The organism is Pseudoalteromonas sp. OANN1 (assembly GCF_024124685.1).
GTDB classification, from domain to species: Bacteria; Pseudomonadota; Gammaproteobacteria; order Enterobacterales; family Alteromonadaceae; genus Pseudoalteromonas; species Pseudoalteromonas piscicida.
The window spans coordinates 406,663-424,185 of sequence record NZ_JAMXSE010000001.1; the positions used below are offsets into that span (position 1 = coordinate 406,663).

A 17,523-nucleotide genomic window follows, 5' to 3' on the forward strand; every position below is an offset into this window, starting at 1 on the left:
TTTTAAGCGCTATTCAAACGTACCAGCGACCAAACCCTATTGAGCTTTGCCGTTTACCTTTTGTTTTTACCCTCTACTATTTACTCAAAAAGTAGGGAACCCCTACTTTTCCACCACAGGTAAAGACTCCGCCAGCCACTTATTCATATCACCTTCTAGGTGTTTTAAGGTGTAACCTTTTGGCGCTAGTGCTTTAATGAAGATGCCAGCCCTACGCCCTGAGCGGCAGTACACTACGAGTGGTGTATCAGTCAATTTAGTCAGCTCTTCCTGATGCATTTCAATCTCATTAAAAGGAATGTTTATTGCCCCTTTGATATGTCCTGCGGCAAACTCTTCAGGGCTTCGTACGTCCACTATGGTGTAAGCGTCTGCAGACATTTGATTTACCATCAGTGCTTGCTGTGTGATCGTTTCCGATTGGGCATAGCAAATACTGCTAACAAACCACATAAAGCTAATAATCAGTTTTCTCATTCTTTAGTCTCCTTTTTGTATAATCCATCAAATACTATTTGCCACTCATCAGCCCCTTGCTTACTCTGCCAGACTTGACGTACCGTACCATCTGGATTCGCAGTCCATGTTATCTTATCCGTCACCTTAATACCTGCTGCATTTTTCCTATCCCCTTGTAATACCATTTTCCCTTCATGAAACTCACCATCCAACTGTAACAACAGCCCACTATTATCCACCCAAGTTTGATGCCAACGATGAGTGGAAGCATCATAAATATTTATACTCTCACCACGATACCCAAGTTCAGTGGTATAACTTTCTTTAATGACACAACCATCATACTCACGGGTAATGCGATTACGTCCAGACTCAAGGCCTCCTACGCTCGTTACCGACCAATCTCCAAGCCAAAAATCAAACTGTCTAAATACCTGGCCTTCACATTTAGCTAAGCTGCTGCAGCTAAAAAACAAAATACTAATAACCAACCATACCTTCATTTCACTGACTCCTTATAACCAACCTTGTTAGCTTAGCGGGGATTAACCAAACAGCTAAAGAAATCAGGAAATACTCCGATACAGTTAGAAATAGAGATAACAAGGATAACGTTATGGAAATTCAAACGAAGCTACATCACTTTGCCGACGCACTAAACGCAAACAACGACACATCCACTGCCACAAGTAACTCCACAGAAGAAACGGAAGAAAAACCAGCAAATGAAACCATACTGACTGAGTTTATGGATAAAAAGGCAAAGAAATACAAAGGTAACAACCCTAATTTTAAGCAACAATATGAAATGTTAGAACAGTCTGAAGCCCTAATGAAAGAGCAAATCCAACATTTACAACAGCTTATTAGCGAGTTAAAAAAGACACCTCTGCAGCGGGCCATAAAATTATCCACAGTAAGTGATATTGATGTCCCAACGACACAAGAAGATACCCTGAGATATGAACATACCGGCGCAAAACAGTACCGCGATAATGAAACAGAAAAAGAAATCGAGATTTTAACCCAACAACTTGATGAGCTTAAATCACAGCATGCTGATATAAAGCAACAGATGATCCAAATGGTACTTGATGAAATGACTAGGCAACGAGATAAAAGGTATGAAGTCTAAATAGTCCTAGCGCGTCTATTACTTTATAACGACTTAACTAAATCAATATTATGCAGATTTCTACAACTAAAATTTAGGTGAATTTTAATTCACTTAGGCTACATACCTCAACTTTGTCCTTCAACGCTATTTATAAGTCTCCATAACGTAAAGATTTTGAACAAAAAAGTAAGTGATGTGGCAAAGTTAAAAACCGGACATTTTTTAGAAAAGAAAATCACAAAAAGAGGATAAAAAACCACACCACCTTTCAGCTAAAAAATCACAAATCTAAAACACAAAATATAATCAACAAATAATACAAACTGCAAACATTAGCAAAAAACATTTAATTATTAATATCACCTGCTTTTCAAATACAATACCGCCCCTTTAAATATCAATCATCATCCATGGATTCATTGAGCTTCAATAATGCAGTTAAAAAAACTATCTATTTCTAACCAAATAACGTTAAGTTTCACCTTACTTTTTGTCATTTTCATTGGAGTTGGCTTGATGAGCTACCAAGGAATGAAAGAAGTAAACGCCAATCTGAACGACATAGTCAGAACCAGTATTCCATCGATGGAAACCATCAAAGACATTAAAATTGACTTAGCAACGATACGTAAAGATGAGTTTAGTACTGCATTAAACCCTGAAGACTCAGAGGTACAAAACTGGCTCGCTATATTAAGAGATCTGAAGAAGTCATTAAATGACAAGATAGCATTTTATCAATCATTACCGGTCAGCACAGAAGAAAAAGCGTTATTCGACGCATTTATTAAAGCTTGGCAGCGATACGTCAATGCGACCTATCATTATGAAAGCCTTATCTTAAGTGGCAACGCAAAAGAAGCAAATCGTATTATTTTGGATAGCTACCCCCTGTTTGCCAACGCCATGTCTGAGCTTAGTGAACTGGAAGCACTAAATGATAGCAGTGTTGAAAATTCTGAGCGCTCGGCTATATCAGCCGTTAATAGCACCCTATTTACTTTAGCGATTTCTGGATTACTCGTTGCAATAACCATAGTCATTATTTGTATGCTGTTGAGTAAAGCGATTAAGACACCGCTTGCTTTATCCGTGGATCTTGCGAGTAAAATCGCCCGTGGTGAGCTAAATCATGCGATTACACTTGAAGATACAGGCAAGAACGAGCTCGGTTTATTGACCCAATCTTTAGAAAAAATGCGTTCACAGTTACACGCCTTGATCACCATGATCAATGACTCAGCCATTCAATTAACTGCAGCGGTAGAAGAAGTAAATGCTATTTCTTACCAAAATGCCCAAGGCATGAATGTACAACAAAATGAGCTGCAATCCGTCGCATCCGCGATGACACAAATGCAAGCTGCGATTAGTGAAGTAGCTAAAAGTACAGAAATGGGCGCTGAGTCAGCAAATCAGGCAAGTGAAAAAGCCAGAGAAGGCAGCGACGCACTTAAATCAAATATTAATCATATTTCAGACGTTGCACAAACAGTCACATCTGCAGGCGAGCTTGCCAATAATCTCGAGAAAAACTCACACAACATTAATGTGGTTGTTGACGTAATCAGAGAGATCGCGGAACAAACGAATCTATTGGCATTAAATGCCGCCATTGAAGCCGCTCGTGCAGGCGCGCAAGGTCGTGGTTTTGCCGTTGTTGCGGATGAAGTTCGCTCACTGGCCCAACGCACCCAAGATTCAACCACGCAAATTGTTGAAATCGTCAACGACCTACAAACCAAGTCGAAGGAAACTGGCGTGGCAACCAAAAGCTGTGAACAAGGTATTGCACTTTGTGTTGAGCAATCGGAAGTCGCTGGCAATATGATCCATCAAATTGAATCTCAAATTGATAGCATCGCAGCCATGAGTACACAGATCGCGTCAGCTTGTCATCAGCAATCAGTGGTTTCAGAGGAGCTGAACAAAAATATCGAGACTATCAATTACTCAGCCGTTGAAATGACCGAAGGTGCCAACCAAACCGCGACGGCGTGTAATGAAATGAGTAAACTTGCCCATGACTTAAAGTCACAAGTCGACAAGTTTACGCTCTAAGATAACCCGACGAAATTAATAGCGCTTAGGCTTAGCTAGGCGCTATATAATTGAAACACTCTATCATCAGAAAACTATGCTCGGTAACAGACATAGCAAAAGTTGACTGCTGCGCTCACTTCAAGGTTGATTCTACAAATCTCTTAGCCACCTCATGGCTACTATCTAATTGCAATAACTGCCGATAAGTAACATGTGCATTGGCTTTATCTCCTTTAATTAGATACGCCTCAGCAAGACTGTCATAGGTATTCACGCTTTTTGGGTGTGCCGTAACATTCAATTTGAAAAATTCAATTGCGGCGTCGTAATAACCGACTTCCAATAATTGATACCCAAAGCGATTTAGCTGGCGCTCACTCAGCCCCTTCCCTTCGCGAACCTGTTGTTGATAGTTTTTAATCGCAACTTCAACGCCGTCAGATAGAATCGTTGCAAAAAGCAGCCGATATGGACTTAACTTAGGCGCTGCTACAGCCCTACCTGCAAGGATTTCAAGTATGCCATCAATCATCTGTGTCAATGGCGCACCACCTGTATTATCCAGCAAAATAATAACCGTTTTGTCCTCCAATACTCTTGCAATCTTAGCCCCAAACCCTGGGATTCCACCGGCATGGTGAATCAGCGTTTTAGTTTGACTGGCATCTTCTTTGTTGGTGATTTCCCAGCCAAACCCGTAATTTCTATGTTTAGAGGGGGTAAATAACAATGTCTTGGTCTCAGGCGTTAATAGTTTATCTGTGTATAATGCACGGTCCCACTTATACATATCTAGCACCGTTGAATACATTGCACCCGCGGAAAAAGGCACAGTCATGTCAATAAAATCGGCATGTTTGAACCCCTTTAACGTGGTATCGTAACCACTGGCTAGGCCTTTAATTACCTGCTCATCATCGGCAAATCCAGTTTCTTTCATATCTAACGGTACTAATATTTGCTTTTCAAGTAGTTGCCAGTAACTTTGTCCACTCACAAGCTCAAGGATACGTCCAAGTATAGTGTAACCGGCATTGCTGTAACGAAACGCAGAGCCCGGCTCAAACAACAAGTCTCCTGAGCAGAAATGGTCGATAAACTCATCGCGGTTATAAGGGTTGTGACTTTGCACTTGGCGAAATTCAGGGTGTTTAAACACATCAGGTAGGCCTGACGTGTGATTAAGTAATTGCCTTATGGTAATTTGGTTTCCCGTATCCTTTCGGTATTTAGGTAAATAACTGGAAATATTAGCATCAAGCTCAATCTTTCCTTTCTCAACCTGTTGTAATACCAAAAGCGCGGTAAACTGTTTGGTCACTGATGCTAGCTTAAATTTAGTATTGGGCTGATTTGCTATTTGCCACTCTACGTTGGCAAACCCATAACCTTGTTGCAGTAACACCTCAGATCCTCGAGCAACCAAAGCGGCACCATCAAACTCTTTAATTTGGTGATACTGCGCGATATAGTCATCTAGTTGTTTGTGCAGTTGAGTCGTCGCCTGAGCAGGCATAGAAAACAAGCATAAAAATAACAGTAAATGGGGTAATGCTTTCATGTAAATCCTTGTTTATTGTTATGACGAGTCTTACTCTACGTATCTAATGTTGGCTTGCCAGTGTGCTTTGGTGACATTGCGTGACGGAACAATTAAAAGCTTTTAAATCAATAAAATAAAAAATACAGGATTGATGACTTGCAGTATCAGTTGAATCAAAAATGGGACTTTGATGTATCTTCTCGCACCATCAGTCATCGCGATGTGTCTCATGTACTGACACCGCTCGCGCATAGATTGTTGCTGAACCTGATTGAGCATGCACCTCACCTTGTGAGCCACCAGCAATTAGAACAACAAGTTTGGCTTGGTCGAGTCGTGACTCATGATGCGATTAAAAAACAAATAGCAAGGCTACGAAAGCTCCTTGAAGATGATGCCAATAAACCAGAATATATCGTGTCTGAACGCAGCTTCGGATACCGTTTTAGCGCAACCGTTAATATGATAAATCATGAAGCGCAAGCGCCAGCAGTAAAACGATTTACTACTCTAGCCGGCGGAAGTATCGGCTTAATTCTGGTGTCTGCAATCTGTATATATCACTCCCCTTTTACCTCACCATTTTCTTCAACAAACTCGGACGCAACATTGAGCATCGCCCAGCAACACTTTACCCAACAAACTTTAGAAGATAATTTGCGGGCGATAGCGCTGTATCAGCAAAGCATCACAACATCGCAAGATGTAGATGAGAATTATAAGGGCTTGAGTCGAGCATTATTGAGCGACTACAACTTATATAATCAGGTTGCAGACGCGCTGACGAAAAGCCGGATCAATACAGAAAAAGCGCTGGACTTAACACCTGATAGTCCATCAGCAAATCTGCTTTTGGCTCAAGCACAGACGCTTCAAGGGCATTACCATCAAGCACAAAAACTTCTAAATGACACCATAGCAAATACACCTAATTGGCCTTTGTTAAAGTCACACCTAGCCGAGACCTATCTCTTGCAAGGCAATACCATTGATGCATACCCGCTAGCACGCCAAGCTTATGAGGCTTCTCCCACCGAACCCAAGGTAGTTGCTAGCTACCTCCACTGCCTGCGCAAAATGTATATGGCCAACTGGTTTAGCAAGGTACTTGTCAATGCCAGCCCTGAAGTAAAGGGCTCTCCTTGGATACAACTAGAACACATCCAGTTTTTGCAGCAACAAGCGCGGCACGAACAAGCCATCCAACAACTTAACTTATTAGCCAAAGCCGCACCAAATTCCCAGACATTAAACTGGTTCACAGCCCTTTCTTATCTAAGTAACAATCATCATGATAAAGCGACCGATGTTTTAGCGCTGACTGTTGAAAAGCACGGTAAATACGCATTATTCAGTCAATTATACTTGTCACTCCTCACTACTAAGCATCAATCAATAAGTAAATACACCAATGATATTGCCAACCAGATAAAGGCCGGCAACCAAGACCCTGAATTAGTCTTTAGCCTCGGTCTCATCAGCCTTTACCATCAGCAAAATGACAAGGCTCAGGACTATTTCAAACAGGCTATTCAACTGGGATTTAGTGACGAGTTTAGGTTTAAAGCATTACCCTTCAATATCACGGCAGATCAAGCTCATTTTTTAGATAGCATTGTTGAGCAGCTTACTCTGACTAACTTAAAGAAAAGAATAAAGCGCACACCAAAGTAGTCACTGTGCGCTGTATACCAATAAGTTAATTAGCAGGTCTTAGCGTTTCGATTACCTGAGCATCAACCCAAAAAATATCAGCATCTCGTGAAGGTGTGGTACGGTTAAAGAACAAATATTTACCATCGGGCGTGACACTCGCTGACGCCTCCCGCGCACTGGTATTCACTTTGTCTCCCAAATTAATCGCTTCGCCCCAACTACCGTCTTTCAAGCGGAAGCTAATATAAAGATCCGAGTTACCAAACCCTGAATCTCGAACCCCGTCCCATATAATGTAAGAATCATCGGGCGCGATAAATGGATGTGCATTATAAAGGCCAGTGTTAATTTCAGGACCTAATTTAACCGGTCGTTGGCGCTGACCGTTTTTCACCTCAGAGATCCTAATAACATCGCCACTTTTATAATCGTCAAACACATACGTACCACTCGCAGATGCACTTAACCGCATGATCCCCCAGCTTTCTTTATCAAACATAGGGCCTAGACTTTTGGCTTCAGACCAGCTCCCCTCTTGACGTGTCATAACATATTTACCCATATGCATGGTCACGCCATCTGGTGCTAATAATGGCCTGCCAACTCTTGGACCAACAACCGTATCATGCCACTGTTCACCTCGCTGCTCGTATGCAATTAAACTCCAACGGTTCACGTTCAGATCCTTTCGCGTAAAATAAAAGGTTTTCATGTCCGGGGAGAAAAACGCATTGTGATCTCTGTGCTCTGTTGACACCGTGCCAAGCGCAAATACTTGAGGTGTGTCCCCAGGAGGTGTTTGGCCAAGATAAGGACCGGATCTAAGCTGCGCGAAACTCTTAGCAGACATTGATATCATCAACAGCGCTAAACCAATGTTTATTTTCATTTTTATTACTCACTTTCTTCGGTTAGAGATTATTTTTTTGAGAGTGGGTAAGGTAACAATTTCAGCAAAATTCTCTTGAATTTCTGATGATTTATTAATGACCTTTATCTGATTTCTACCGTTTTCCTTTGCGTTTAAGCTCTTCTAACCGCTCTCGCTCCGCCAAAATCATCTTTAACATCTGGATGCGAAGCTCCGCTTCTTGCTGTTTAAATTCAGAGAGCTGCTCTTCAAGCACTTCCACTTCATCCACTTTTGTTTGGTCACGGTACTTTTTACTGCCTACGTGTTCGATTAAAGCTTGCTGCTCATCATTAGTCGCGTCTGGGTGTTGTTCGACTTTTAGAAAGCGCTGCTCTTGGGATTGCATCAGTTTATTAATTCTTTCTTGGAGTTTACGAATTTGCGCTTGAATAAGGTCCATTGCCTTTTCTAAGTTTTCATAATCCTCTTTAAATACAGGGTTATCTTCCTTATAACCAGCTGCTTCATCATCAAGCTCTTTGGAGAGCATCGCGGGCACCTCTGGCTTTTCTTCCGCATCGCTTGGTGATTTCGTTTTTAGCTGGTTGGAAGCAACTTGAGCCGAGCCTTGTGATTTCAATTCAGTCTGTTGCTTTAGCGGTGGTAAGCCACCTTGATGTATTTGAATATCCATTTTCACTCCTTGGGATAGATACTGTTTGCTATACATATCGGAAAAACTGGATAAAACTTAATTAAATTTACGTTGTGCGTTCCTAATTTCGTTTCCGCTGTCTTCAAACTGACATCAACTCGCGACCAATTTGTCATAAATACCAGCAAAAATACTCGATAAGCTAACTCGGCTAGGAAGTATGTTGGTATAGCCTCTTTTTTCGCGGGAGCGTTATGGAAAACAAGCAAATTGCGGTAGTAACTGGTGCCTTCGGTGGTATTGGTTCTGCTATTACGAAAACACTCATTGAAAAAGATTTTTTTGTTGTCGCGATAGCAAGCGAAAGGCGTAATGAGGCCGACTTTGATCTCTGGCTTAACACGCTACAAATCAATCCAGCGGCAGTAAAACCTCTATTCTTGGATGTGACTAATGCTGAGCAGTGCCACACAGCGATGACTCAAGTCCTACAAGAATTTGGTAATATCGATTTACTCGTAAACAACGCCGGGATCACACGCGACTCAGCGTTTAAAAAAATGACCCACGTGCAATGGAGCGAGGTGATCAACACCAATCTAAATTCCCTTTTTAATATGACCAACCCGGTCTTTGCGGCAATGTGCGCTAATAAGCAAGGTCGTATCGTTAATATCTCTAGCGTTAATGGCCTAAAAGGTCAATTTGGGCAGGCAAATTATTCCGCTGCGAAAGCGGGCATGATTGGCTTTACTAAGGCGCTAGCCTATGAAGGTGCGAGAAGCGGTGTCACCGTCAATGCAGTAGCACCAGGCTACACAGAAACGCCTATGGTGAGCGCCATGCGTGAAGACGTATTAAATAGCATAAAAGCACAAGTACCGATGCAGCGTTTAGCCACGCCTGACGAAGTTGCAGCTGCAGTTGCTTACTTAGCATCAAAAGAAGCCGGTTACATTACTGGCGAAACCCTGTCGCTCAATGGCGGCCTATACATGCAATAACCTAAGTACCACTGAGGGAGCGAGCTGTACCTGATGTTCGGTGGTGCCAACTATTCACTATCATCCATTGTGTTAACTTAATCGATAACAAGGAAAAGACCATGTACAGCGATTTATTCAAAACATTCAACGAACAAACTGAGCAATTCTTTGCACCAGCGGTACAGTTTAACCAAATCGTGGCAAAAAACATCGAAGCACTATCTAAAATTCAGCTGCACTCGGCTGAACAGATCACTAAAACATCCATTGAGCAGCTAAAGCAAGCGACTGAAATCAAAGATGCAAAATCTATGATGGATTTTAACGCAAGTCAGTTGAACGCGTTAAACGCACTAAGCCAACAGATGATCCAAGATGGTCAAAAGCTTTCTCAGTTAGGTCAAGAATTTAAAGACAGCTTAGAATCTCTTGGTAAAGAAACGCTAAAAACAGCGAAAGCGCAATAACCTGCAATTTTGGGCGGCTTAGGTCGCCTTACCCGTTCAAACAACACAAAGGATCTACCTGTATGGGCACTCAAGAAAATATTGAGCAAGGGTTAACTGCGTGGTGGCAATATAACCAAGAATTGTGGCAGCTCGCAGCGACAAATTTTGGTAAAGAGAATCCATTACAAAATGCATTAAATGAGCAAAACCAAGCCGACTTACAAAGTTGGCTCAGTGCACTCAATCAGCAACCAGAAACCTTTATTAAACAGCAAAATGCGTGGTGGCAAACTCAGTTTGCAATTTTTCAAAACAGTTTTATGCCACAAACGATTGATGAGAAAGAAGACATTATTAGCCCTGAGCGTGGAGACAAACGCTTTATAGACCCAGATTGGCAGGACAATCCTTGGTTTAACTACCTTAAACAAAGCTATCTTTGGTTTGGACAATCACTACAAAACACCATTGAAAATACCCCAGGTCTCGACCCAAAACTTAAAGAGCGATTAGCGTTTTTTGCAAGACAGTCCGTTAATTCAGTATCGCCGAGCAACTTTGTTTCAACCAACCCTGAATTACTCAAGCTGACGCTAGAAAGTAACGGGCAGAACCTATTCGATGGACTGGCGCGCTTAAAAAAAGATTTAGCCAAAAGCACTGAAATGCTCCGAGTCAGCATGACCAATGAAAATGCGTATACACTTGGAGAAGACCTAGCTTGTACACCGGGAAGAGTGGTATTCCAAAACCACCTGTTTGAATTGATCCAATATCATCCAACAACGGAGCAAGTATACAAGACTCCCCTGCTTATCGTGCCGCCATTTGTTAATAAATACTATATTTTGGACTTGAGAGCTGATAATTCCATGGTTAAATGGGCACTTGAGCAAGGCTATACTGTGTTAATGATGTCATGGAAAAACCCAGATCCAAGCATGGCAAATATTGCGTTTGACGACTATGTCGTCGACGGTGTGTTATGTGCTTTAGAGCAAACTGAAAAGCAAACAGGCGAAACTCAAATCCATACTGTGGGTTATTGTATCGGCGGTACTCTACTCACTACGTGTATGGCCTATATTGCTGCTAAGCGCATCAAGCAAAGAGTAAAAAGTGCAACCTTGCTAACTACGATTTTAGATTTCTCGCAGCCTGGAGAACTTGGCGCATTTATCAATGAGCCCACCATTAATGCGCTAGAGCAGTATAATAATCAAAATGGCGTGATGTCTGGGCACTTGCTCGGTACTTCTTTTAGTATGCTGAGAGAAAACAGCTTGTATTGGAATTACTTCGTCAATAACTACCTCAAAGGCAAAGCGCCCGCCGACTTAGATTTACTCTACTGGAATAGTGATAGCACGAACCTAACAGCGGCCTGCCACAACTTTATTTTACGAGACTTATATCTCAATAATCAGCTTATTGAAGACAAATCTGTCAGTATTCGTGGCACTAAAATTGACCTCAGTAAAGTAAAGCAACCTGTCTACTTTCTCTCTACCCGTGACGATCATATTGCACTGTGGCAAGGCACTTTTGAAGGAGCCAAAAAACTCAGCAGCCCGCTCACCTTTGTGCTTGGTGAGTCTGGCCATATTGCTGGTGTGGTCAACCCGCCAAATGCAAACAAATATGGTTATTGGTTTGATGGACAAGACCAAGAAAACCCCGCTGAGTGGCTGGCCTCGGCAAAGCATGAAAGCGGGTCATGGTGGTCCCATTGGGCACAGTGGTTACATCAAATAAACCCAGAGCAAGTCCCAGCCCGTGCCGCACAAAGTGATGAACAACCGGGGATTTACGATGCCCCCGGAGAATACGTCAAACAGAGTATTTAAGAAACTTACAATCAAATCAATTAGAGGCAAGAAATCTTGCTTCTAATATTTCCCGTTATTGACACATTCTATACATTCGGTCAGTCTAGGACGCAAAAATATAGGGAAATAACATGATTGGATTTCTTATACTTGTTGCGGCGTTCGTAGCCTTTGTTGGCGTATTACAATATCAAAAAGTAAAAACGACGGCACGTAGACGTAGTTTTATTCAAGATTACAACCTCACACATTTAAGGCCCAAACTCAGCCACCATTACCCTGAGCTTACCAATGAGCAACTGACACAGGTTGAGCTAGGCCTTAAGCAGTTTTTTCACGCGAACTTATTGCTCGAAGATCAATCCTTGGCTATGCCCTCTCAGGTTGTCGATGCGCTGTGGCATGAATTTATTTTACACACACAAGAGTATCATTCCTTTTGCTACCAGGCTTTTGACCGTTTCTTACACCATTGTCCATCTGAGGCAATGAAAGGGAAAAACAAAGCTCAACTCAGTTTGCGTAAAACATGGAGAGCCTGCTGTAGCATCGAAGGAATATCTCCGCGCAGGCCAGCTACTTTACCTATATTATTCGCACTGGATGCCTTACTTAACATCCCAAATGGCTATTACTACTCGGCAACTGATTTTCGAGAGCCCATTGCCAAAGGCGACTCCAGCAGCACAACCTATGCCGGGCACATCGGGTGTACGTCAATGGACAGTGGCGACAGCAGCACTTCCTCAAGCTCTTCAAACTCAAGTTGTAGTAGTGGTTCAAGTTGCGGTAGCGGCTGTAGTAGTTAAACACAAAGTATTTCTAGGATGCGGCCTTTTACATTCGTTAACGTTAAGGCCTTATATTGGCGCCAAAGATTAGCTACTATTTGTACCGGTTTAACTAGTTTTCTTTTGGTGATCCGGTGCCTATTTTCAACAAACATTACAGCCTGCTATTTTCAGCCTTACTGATGTCGGGATGCCACCAGCTGGGCGAAGGTCAATCTTTGTGGAGAATCGCCTCAGAAGGCATCATTTTTGATGGGCAGCTGCAAACGCACCTGTCAGCTCCCTCAATTCAATGTGAACAATGTGAAATCAAACGTCAGACCGATATGCGCCCTTCCGGTCCTGCGGATTACACGTTGGTGTCGGAAAACCACAAACTCAAAGCGATTTGGGGTAAAAGTAGCAATGCCGCTTTATATATTCCAAATAACGCAGGAAGAACCTTAATAAACTTGGCTCCGGATACAGAAACTGGTGTCTGGATAATGGATTTAGATAGCACACCAAAACCGCTCAAGGTGGGTAAGGTGAATTATGTGATGCTTGGCGCTGACACTTACCAAGTAGTGATCAGCCCAAATTCACAGCGCACAAACTTCGAGTACGCCGTACTTGTGAAATAGCTTTTATTGCGCTTCTAAAATCGTTACTGAGTCCGGTTTGAGCCTAACTAGATTCATTCCCTCAGTGACTTTGCTTGCATCAAACACTTCACCGTTTTCATGTGCTCTATGAGCCAAATAACGCTTCGTTTTCTCAATGTCTAACTCGAACTGCTCAAGTATTCCAGTCGCATAGGCTTGCTTTCCAATGGCGGACATTGGAAAAACCATATCGCCATCCCGTACCTTTACGTTTATTTCCTCGCCGTTATCTACTTTCAGTGTCATCCAACAACCACGCTTTTTACACACCTTGACCACCTCACCCGACAGCGTGATCTGACTCCCCACAAACTGCTCAGTATTTTTCAATACGTCTTTGCCCGCAACGAGCTTACTCATGTCTGCACCACCGCCAAACTGAGTATCACTTGCATAAGATATAGTACTAAGCAATGCCAACATCAGCAGCAACCTATTTTGTAATTTCATAAAACCTCCTTCTCAAAAATTACAGCCAGTATAAACAAATATGCCGACTTAAAGTCGGCATTTTTAACATCATTTTGGTTTTTGCTCGTTATAGTTTTTTCAGCTTCATATCAGTGCCAAATACAAGGCCATGATCTGCAACATCCATACTAAACTCAAACACCATATTTTGCTGTAAAACTGCATCCATACTATCAGTTATAGTGAGATCCGTCGCTTTTGCCGCTTCTAACATTGGTGCTAAAAACGCTTGCATATCCATGCTGAAATGCGTCATGCCATTAGTTTCTAGCGCTTGGTTTGCCATTTTCTCAGCAATAACCGTCGCCTTTTCACCCGTAAACAATACCAAGTGATCGCCTTTAACTGCTAGTTTAATATCTACATCTAAAGGCTGTGGAGATGGAATATACTGGTTAATTGAAACCGGAGTACCATCTTCTGGGATTTGAATTTGACCCAGCATAGGTGCAAGCCCTTTTATCGTATTAACAAGTACTAAAGGATCTTCGGCAGACAATGTGACTAGAGCATCAAACGTTTTAGGTTCTGGCATGCCTTGGTCGTTTGGCTCCATAATAAGATCAAAAACGGATGCACTCACGCCTTTAACCGAGTTCGCCATGCCTGTCATCATCGCAATAGCCATTGGACTGTTTTGTTTCGCTTGCTGCTGTAGCGCAACGAGTTCAGAACACTTGAATTCAGCTTTAGTAAAGCGGCCCCAAAGGGTGTTTACAAGCGGCGCAACTTTTGCAACATCAACACCATAGCCAAACCCTAGTACTTTCTCTTCACCGTTGGTGACGTGGGCAGGAATAAAGCCACGGATCGACCCAAGCGCTTTCATCAGTTCGGCATCTTTACCCACCACCACAGTATCAACTTCAAAGTCGATTGCAGAATTAGTAAATTGAATATTCTTGGTACCCAATACCGTTGCTGGCCACAGATTGGCGATTTCACTGTAGTCCGCCTGACACTCAGGAGCACGTACCGCTGCTAATTTCTCAGTACCACCACCTAGCTGCAATAGGTTATCTAACATACGAGTCAAATCGGACTGCTTATTTGCAGTAATGCCATCGACGATGGCCACATGGTTCAGAAACGCAATTGACGAACCATCAAAACTGAACTGCGTATTGTATTGCTCAAGTTTGCCAGATTGCGCCAGTGACTGGGTTGGTTTGGCAATACCCAAAGCGACTTTTAAATCTGCTTCGGTGTTAATTGGCGTGTTAAATGTCGTCGTTACCCATTGACCCTGCACGGATGTGATAAGCTCAATTTTAGCTTCTGGCGCGAACTCAAGCTGATAACGCGTTAATGCGACGCCATCAAGCGTATCTTCTTGGTATGTGATTTCGGCATCTTTTGCAGCCATTTTTATCGTGCGCTGAAAAGCTTCAGGATCTGCAAGCTCATAACGCAGTGTCGGTAACAAACCAACGGTGTAGAATACACTTCTAACTGTCTCACCCATACCTAAGATAGCTTTCATTTGCTCAGGGGATGTCATCGCTAGATTGTACTGCTCTAATAACGTCGCCAGAAAATTCAGATGTTTGTCATTTTCTTTTCTAAGCAGCCCAGTTACTTCTTCAAGGTTTTGTACTTTTCTAAGCGATTCAGGCATAAAAGATAAATATTTTTGCTGCTCAAAAGGCGTTAATTGCCCCCAAAATACAGCGGTATCAGCCGGAACATATTCCAGTTGTTCCATCGTAATGCTTGAAGAAGATGATTGAGTGGTTACATAAGCACCAACGGCAATAGCCACCGCACCTAAGCCAACGAGAAGTTTTGTATTCATAATTGATTCCTTGTTATCACCACGGTACATAGCCAAATACGTGGTAAATTTATTCTTCCCTACGAACCGCAACGATTGCGCGCGTCAGAGGTCGTTGCATAAAGACAATTGCATGCCCAAAAATGCAGCGGTATTGTACCTCGATTATTGTCTCAATTCCATTAATTGTGAATGGTCAAGTTACTCTCAATATTCGGTCAGTTTTAAAATGAGCTTGATCGTTACACAAATAACCACCAAGCTCTCATTTACAGAATTATTGACTTTCTGCTTGTAGAGTCAACCCTGAAAAAGCGGCGTAACCATAGAGCCCAATATGCCATGTTCCCGCATTTGGATTGGTGATTGTGCACGTTTCATTATTGCCATTTTCATAAGGCCGACATTCGTAGGTATTACTATTTGGTTGTTGACCAAAACGCAGATATAAATCAGCATCTCCAGTACCACCCGATGCCTTTACTTGCAGGCTCTGTGTTCCCTGTGCCACGTCAAAAGTATAATACTGCCACTGACCTTTACTGGCGGATTGATCTAACCATTGCTGGCTATTACCTTGATCTGGAGGAGTATCAGTATAAACCGTAGCCGTTAGCGCAACGCCTGAATAACTCTCATAGCCATCAAGCATGACATAGTAACGACCTGTTTGTACTGGAGTAATTGTACAGACTTCATTATTACCTGATTTATAGGGCCGACAATCGTAGTTTTGTGTCGTCGGATCCGCATTAAAGCGCACATACATATCTACATCCCCACTGCCGCCCGCCGTTTCAACTTTTAGCTGCGTTGCTCCTGCTGGCACATCAATGTAATAAAGTGCCTGAGAAGACTTAGCACCTGTGACATTCGCTTGTGTTTGACCACTGATAAGTTCAATTGCAGCTGGCGGCTCAACAATGGGAGTTTCTATCACAGATAGATTATTGCTTGCTTTGATCAGATTCAGTTCATCACCAATTTCTGCGGCATACCACCATGTCATATTCATAGGTAACGCGAGCGGATCGGCATCTCGCTGCGCTTTAGATAACGCGGTTGCATTACTTGAAAACTCAGCAGTTCGAACAATGAGCTTATCGTTTGTCACACTCAACACTTTAAACTGTTGAATACTCGCAAGGTCGATAGTCCAGCTTTTTGGATCATTGGCGCTTCTAGCCGGTGCCCCCCAGCTTCCCTCCCCCACATATACGGTGCCGCCTTGGGTCGTTGCAGTGAAGCCATTGCTGGTAGGCGTTAGTGCGTAAGTCAGTTTATTGATATGAGTATCGGACTCTACCACTAAGTTCATCGCATTATTATAGAAGTCTTGTGCCCACCAAGTGTGTAATATGGTGTTGTCTGACTTACCAGAATAGTGAGGATACATCGGCTTGTGATACTGAGCGATACGCCACGTTGCGCTGTTGCCCTGAGACTGTAAGTCGCTTTTCAGCCAATTGTTCATCGCCGTAGCATAGCTCGACCAGCCACTATTTTTAAATTGGCTGTTTAAGGTATAAACCCTTAAAAGCCCCGCCACGTTAAAAGCACCATAGGTATCTTTTGCTGTACACGCACCATCTTGGTCATAATCGACGCCAAATACTTCGCATAGCGTTTTGTAGTTATCGTCTTCGTGATTGCCATGTGTTGCTACAAATGGATAAATTCGCTTGTATGCAAGGCCATCTATCAAATCATCCGAAAAGGTTAATTGCCAATCTTTTAAGTACTCACGCATTTCAGAAACGGAGTTTGCATTGGTGTAATCGCCACCATGCATAATAAATAGCGGTCGAATTTTAGCGATCAACTCATTGCCTTTACGGCGTGTTGTCCAACCCGTGCGCGTATCACCACCAGCTACAGCAGTGATCCCTGATGCCATTTGCGGCGCAGTTCTGAACCACAAACGCTGACCGCAACCTTGTGAATCACAAACACGATAATAAACCGCACTATCTGGGGTTAAACCGGTTAATTTCACAAATGAACTTGAGAGGCCACCGTCAAAGGTATGCGTTGCGCTGACCGCAGCACTTTGCCAGCTCTGCTCATCCGTTGTGCTGCCATATTTAACAATATGATTAGTGCCTGATGTGGGTGTAAATCCTATTGTTGCTGAAGTGCTTGGACTGGTGTCCCACACAAGACGATGGTAGTCACTCGCAGCAAAACTGCTACAAGATAGGCCAACTGCAACCACAAAAGTTGCCATTTGAGTATATTTCATTTCCTTGGTTC

The 17,523-nt window shown here is 42.7% G+C and carries 16 protein-coding genes; 8 read left to right on the plus strand and 8 right to left on the minus strand.

Features of this window, described 5'->3' with window-relative positions:
• Positions 1-102: 102 nt before the first annotated feature.
• Positions 103-477, minus strand: coding sequence for a rhodanese-like domain-containing protein (locus NH462_RS01900; protein ID WP_010375831.1), 375 nt, complete (start codon positions 475-477; stop codon positions 103-105).
• On the minus strand, positions 474-962 hold the full coding sequence (locus NH462_RS01905) for a hypothetical protein (RefSeq protein ID WP_253103478.1): 489 nt from the start codon (positions 960-962) through the stop codon (positions 474-476). Before NH462_RS01905 ends, NH462_RS01900 begins: the two co-directional genes overlap by 4 nt.
• A gap of 113 nt (positions 963-1,075) precedes the next feature.
• On the opposite strand from NH462_RS01905, the gene NH462_RS01910 reads away from it, so the two are divergent.
• Positions 1,076-1,594, plus strand: a complete 519-nt coding sequence (locus NH462_RS01910; RefSeq protein WP_010375836.1) for a hypothetical protein — start codon at positions 1,076-1,078, stop codon at positions 1,592-1,594.
• Between the two features lie 414 nt (positions 1,595-2,008).
• A complete protein-coding gene (locus tag NH462_RS01915) occupies positions 2,009-3,637 on the plus strand; it encodes a methyl-accepting chemotaxis protein (protein ID WP_010375838.1) in 1,629 nt (542 codons plus the stop codon).
• Between the two features lie 115 nt (positions 3,638-3,752).
• Here NH462_RS01915 and NH462_RS01920 read toward each other — a convergent pair whose 3' ends face one another.
• Complete coding sequence (locus NH462_RS01920) at positions 3,753-5,180, minus strand: serine hydrolase domain-containing protein (protein WP_253103480.1); 1,428 nt, start codon at positions 5,178-5,180, stop codon at positions 3,753-3,755.
• A gap of 138 nt (positions 5,181-5,318) precedes the next feature.
• Here NH462_RS01920 and NH462_RS01925 point away from each other — a divergent pair, with 138 nt between their 5' ends.
• A complete protein-coding gene (locus tag NH462_RS01925) occupies positions 5,319-6,836 on the plus strand; it encodes a winged helix-turn-helix domain-containing protein (RefSeq protein ID WP_253103482.1) in 1,518 nt (505 codons plus the stop codon).
• Positions 6,837-6,861: 25 nt separating this feature from the next.
• On the opposite strand, the gene NH462_RS01930 is transcribed toward NH462_RS01925, so the two are convergent.
• Complete coding sequence (locus NH462_RS01930; RefSeq protein ID WP_253103484.1) at positions 6,862-7,707, minus strand: hypothetical protein; 846 nt, start codon at positions 7,705-7,707, stop codon at positions 6,862-6,864.
• Positions 7,708-7,822: 115 nt separating this feature from the next.
• Positions 7,823-8,365, minus strand: a complete 543-nt coding sequence (locus NH462_RS01935) for a hypothetical protein (RefSeq protein WP_010375848.1) — start codon at positions 8,363-8,365, stop codon at positions 7,823-7,825.
• A 215-nt stretch (positions 8,366-8,580) separates the two neighbouring features.
• On the opposite strand from NH462_RS01935, the gene NH462_RS01940 reads away from it, so the two are divergent.
• The 5 genes from NH462_RS01940 to NH462_RS01960 all read left to right on the plus strand — a co-directional run bounded on the left by NH462_RS01940 (position 8,581) and on the right by NH462_RS01960 (position 13,004).
• Positions 8,581-9,330 carry an SDR family oxidoreductase gene (locus NH462_RS01940; protein WP_253103486.1) on the plus strand — a complete coding sequence of 250 codons (750 nt, stop codon included), beginning with the start codon at positions 8,581-8,583 and terminating at the stop codon, positions 9,328-9,330.
• A 101-nt stretch (positions 9,331-9,431) separates the two neighbouring features.
• Positions 9,432-9,779 carry a phasin family protein gene (locus NH462_RS01945; RefSeq protein ID WP_017216260.1) on the plus strand — a complete coding sequence of 116 codons (348 nt, stop codon included), beginning with the start codon at positions 9,432-9,434 and terminating at the stop codon, positions 9,777-9,779.
• A gap of 62 nt (positions 9,780-9,841) precedes the next feature.
• Positions 9,842-11,608 carry a class I poly(R)-hydroxyalkanoic acid synthase gene (gene phaC / locus NH462_RS01950; RefSeq protein ID WP_253103488.1) on the plus strand — a complete coding sequence of 589 codons (1,767 nt, stop codon included), beginning with the start codon at positions 9,842-9,844 and terminating at the stop codon, positions 11,606-11,608.
• Between the two features lie 113 nt (positions 11,609-11,721).
• Positions 11,722-12,399, plus strand: a complete 678-nt coding sequence (locus NH462_RS01955) for a hypothetical protein (protein WP_253103489.1) — start codon at positions 11,722-11,724, stop codon at positions 12,397-12,399.
• 116 nt (positions 12,400-12,515) lie between these two features.
• On the plus strand, positions 12,516-13,004 hold the full coding sequence (locus NH462_RS01960) for a hypothetical protein (RefSeq protein ID WP_017216263.1): 489 nt from the start codon (positions 12,516-12,518) through the stop codon (positions 13,002-13,004).
• 3 nt (positions 13,005-13,007) lie between these two features.
• Here the strand turns inward: NH462_RS01960 and NH462_RS01965 are convergent, their stop codons facing one another.
• The 3 genes from NH462_RS01965 to NH462_RS01975 all read right to left on the minus strand — a co-directional run bounded on the left by NH462_RS01965 (position 13,008) and on the right by NH462_RS01975 (position 17,512).
• Entirely contained in the window at positions 13,008-13,475 is a 468-nt protein-coding gene (locus NH462_RS01965) for a DUF4920 domain-containing protein (protein ID WP_010375863.1), read from the minus strand.
• Positions 13,476-13,563: 88 nt separating this feature from the next.
• Positions 13,564-15,291, minus strand: a complete 1,728-nt coding sequence (locus NH462_RS01970; protein ID WP_253103492.1) for a hypothetical protein — start codon at positions 15,289-15,291, stop codon at positions 13,564-13,566.
• 256 nt (positions 15,292-15,547) lie between these two features.
• On the minus strand, positions 15,548-17,512 hold the full coding sequence (locus NH462_RS01975) for a pre-peptidase C-terminal domain-containing protein (protein WP_253103494.1): 1,965 nt from the start codon (positions 17,510-17,512) through the stop codon (positions 15,548-15,550).
• Positions 17,513-17,523: the final 11 nt, after the last annotated feature.

What these genes read in the sequence shown, in the direction of transcription:
- NH462_RS01900 (WP_010375831.1), bottom strand. Translation starts at nt 477, where the DNA reads ATGAGAAAACTGATTATTAGCTTTATGTGGTTTGTTAGCAGTATTTGC.
- NH462_RS01905 (WP_253103478.1), bottom strand. Translation starts at nt 962, where the DNA reads ATGAAGGTATGGTTGGTTATTAGTATTTTGTTTTTTAGCTGCAGCAGC.
- NH462_RS01910 (WP_010375836.1), top strand. Translation starts at nt 1,076, where the DNA reads ATGGAAATTCAAACGAAGCTACATCACTTTGCCGACGCACTAAACGCA.
- NH462_RS01915 (WP_010375838.1), top strand. Translation starts at nt 2,009, where the DNA reads ATGCAGTTAAAAAAACTATCTATTTCTAACCAAATAACGTTAAGTTTC.
- NH462_RS01920 (WP_253103480.1), bottom strand. Translation starts at nt 5,180, where the DNA reads ATGAAAGCATTACCCCATTTACTGTTATTTTTATGCTTGTTTTCTATG.
- NH462_RS01930 (WP_253103484.1), bottom strand. Translation starts at nt 7,707, where the DNA reads ATGAAAATAAACATTGGTTTAGCGCTGTTGATGATATCAATGTCTGCT.
- NH462_RS01935 (WP_010375848.1), bottom strand. Translation starts at nt 8,365, where the DNA reads ATGGATATTCAAATACATCAAGGTGGCTTACCACCGCTAAAGCAACAG.
- NH462_RS01940 (WP_253103486.1), top strand. Translation starts at nt 8,581, where the DNA reads ATGGAAAACAAGCAAATTGCGGTAGTAACTGGTGCCTTCGGTGGTATT.
- NH462_RS01945 (WP_017216260.1), top strand. Translation starts at nt 9,432, where the DNA reads ATGTACAGCGATTTATTCAAAACATTCAACGAACAAACTGAGCAATTC.
- phaC (WP_253103488.1), top strand. Translation starts at nt 9,842, where the DNA reads ATGGGCACTCAAGAAAATATTGAGCAAGGGTTAACTGCGTGGTGGCAA.
- NH462_RS01955 (WP_253103489.1), top strand. Translation starts at nt 11,722, where the DNA reads ATGATTGGATTTCTTATACTTGTTGCGGCGTTCGTAGCCTTTGTTGGC.
- NH462_RS01965 (WP_010375863.1), bottom strand. Translation starts at nt 13,475, where the DNA reads ATGAAATTACAAAATAGGTTGCTGCTGATGTTGGCATTGCTTAGTACT.
- NH462_RS01970 (WP_253103492.1), bottom strand. Translation starts at nt 15,291, where the DNA reads ATGAATACAAAACTTCTCGTTGGCTTAGGTGCGGTGGCTATTGCCGTT.
- NH462_RS01975 (WP_253103494.1), bottom strand. Translation starts at nt 17,512, where the DNA reads ATGAAATATACTCAAATGGCAACTTTTGTGGTTGCAGTTGGCCTATCT.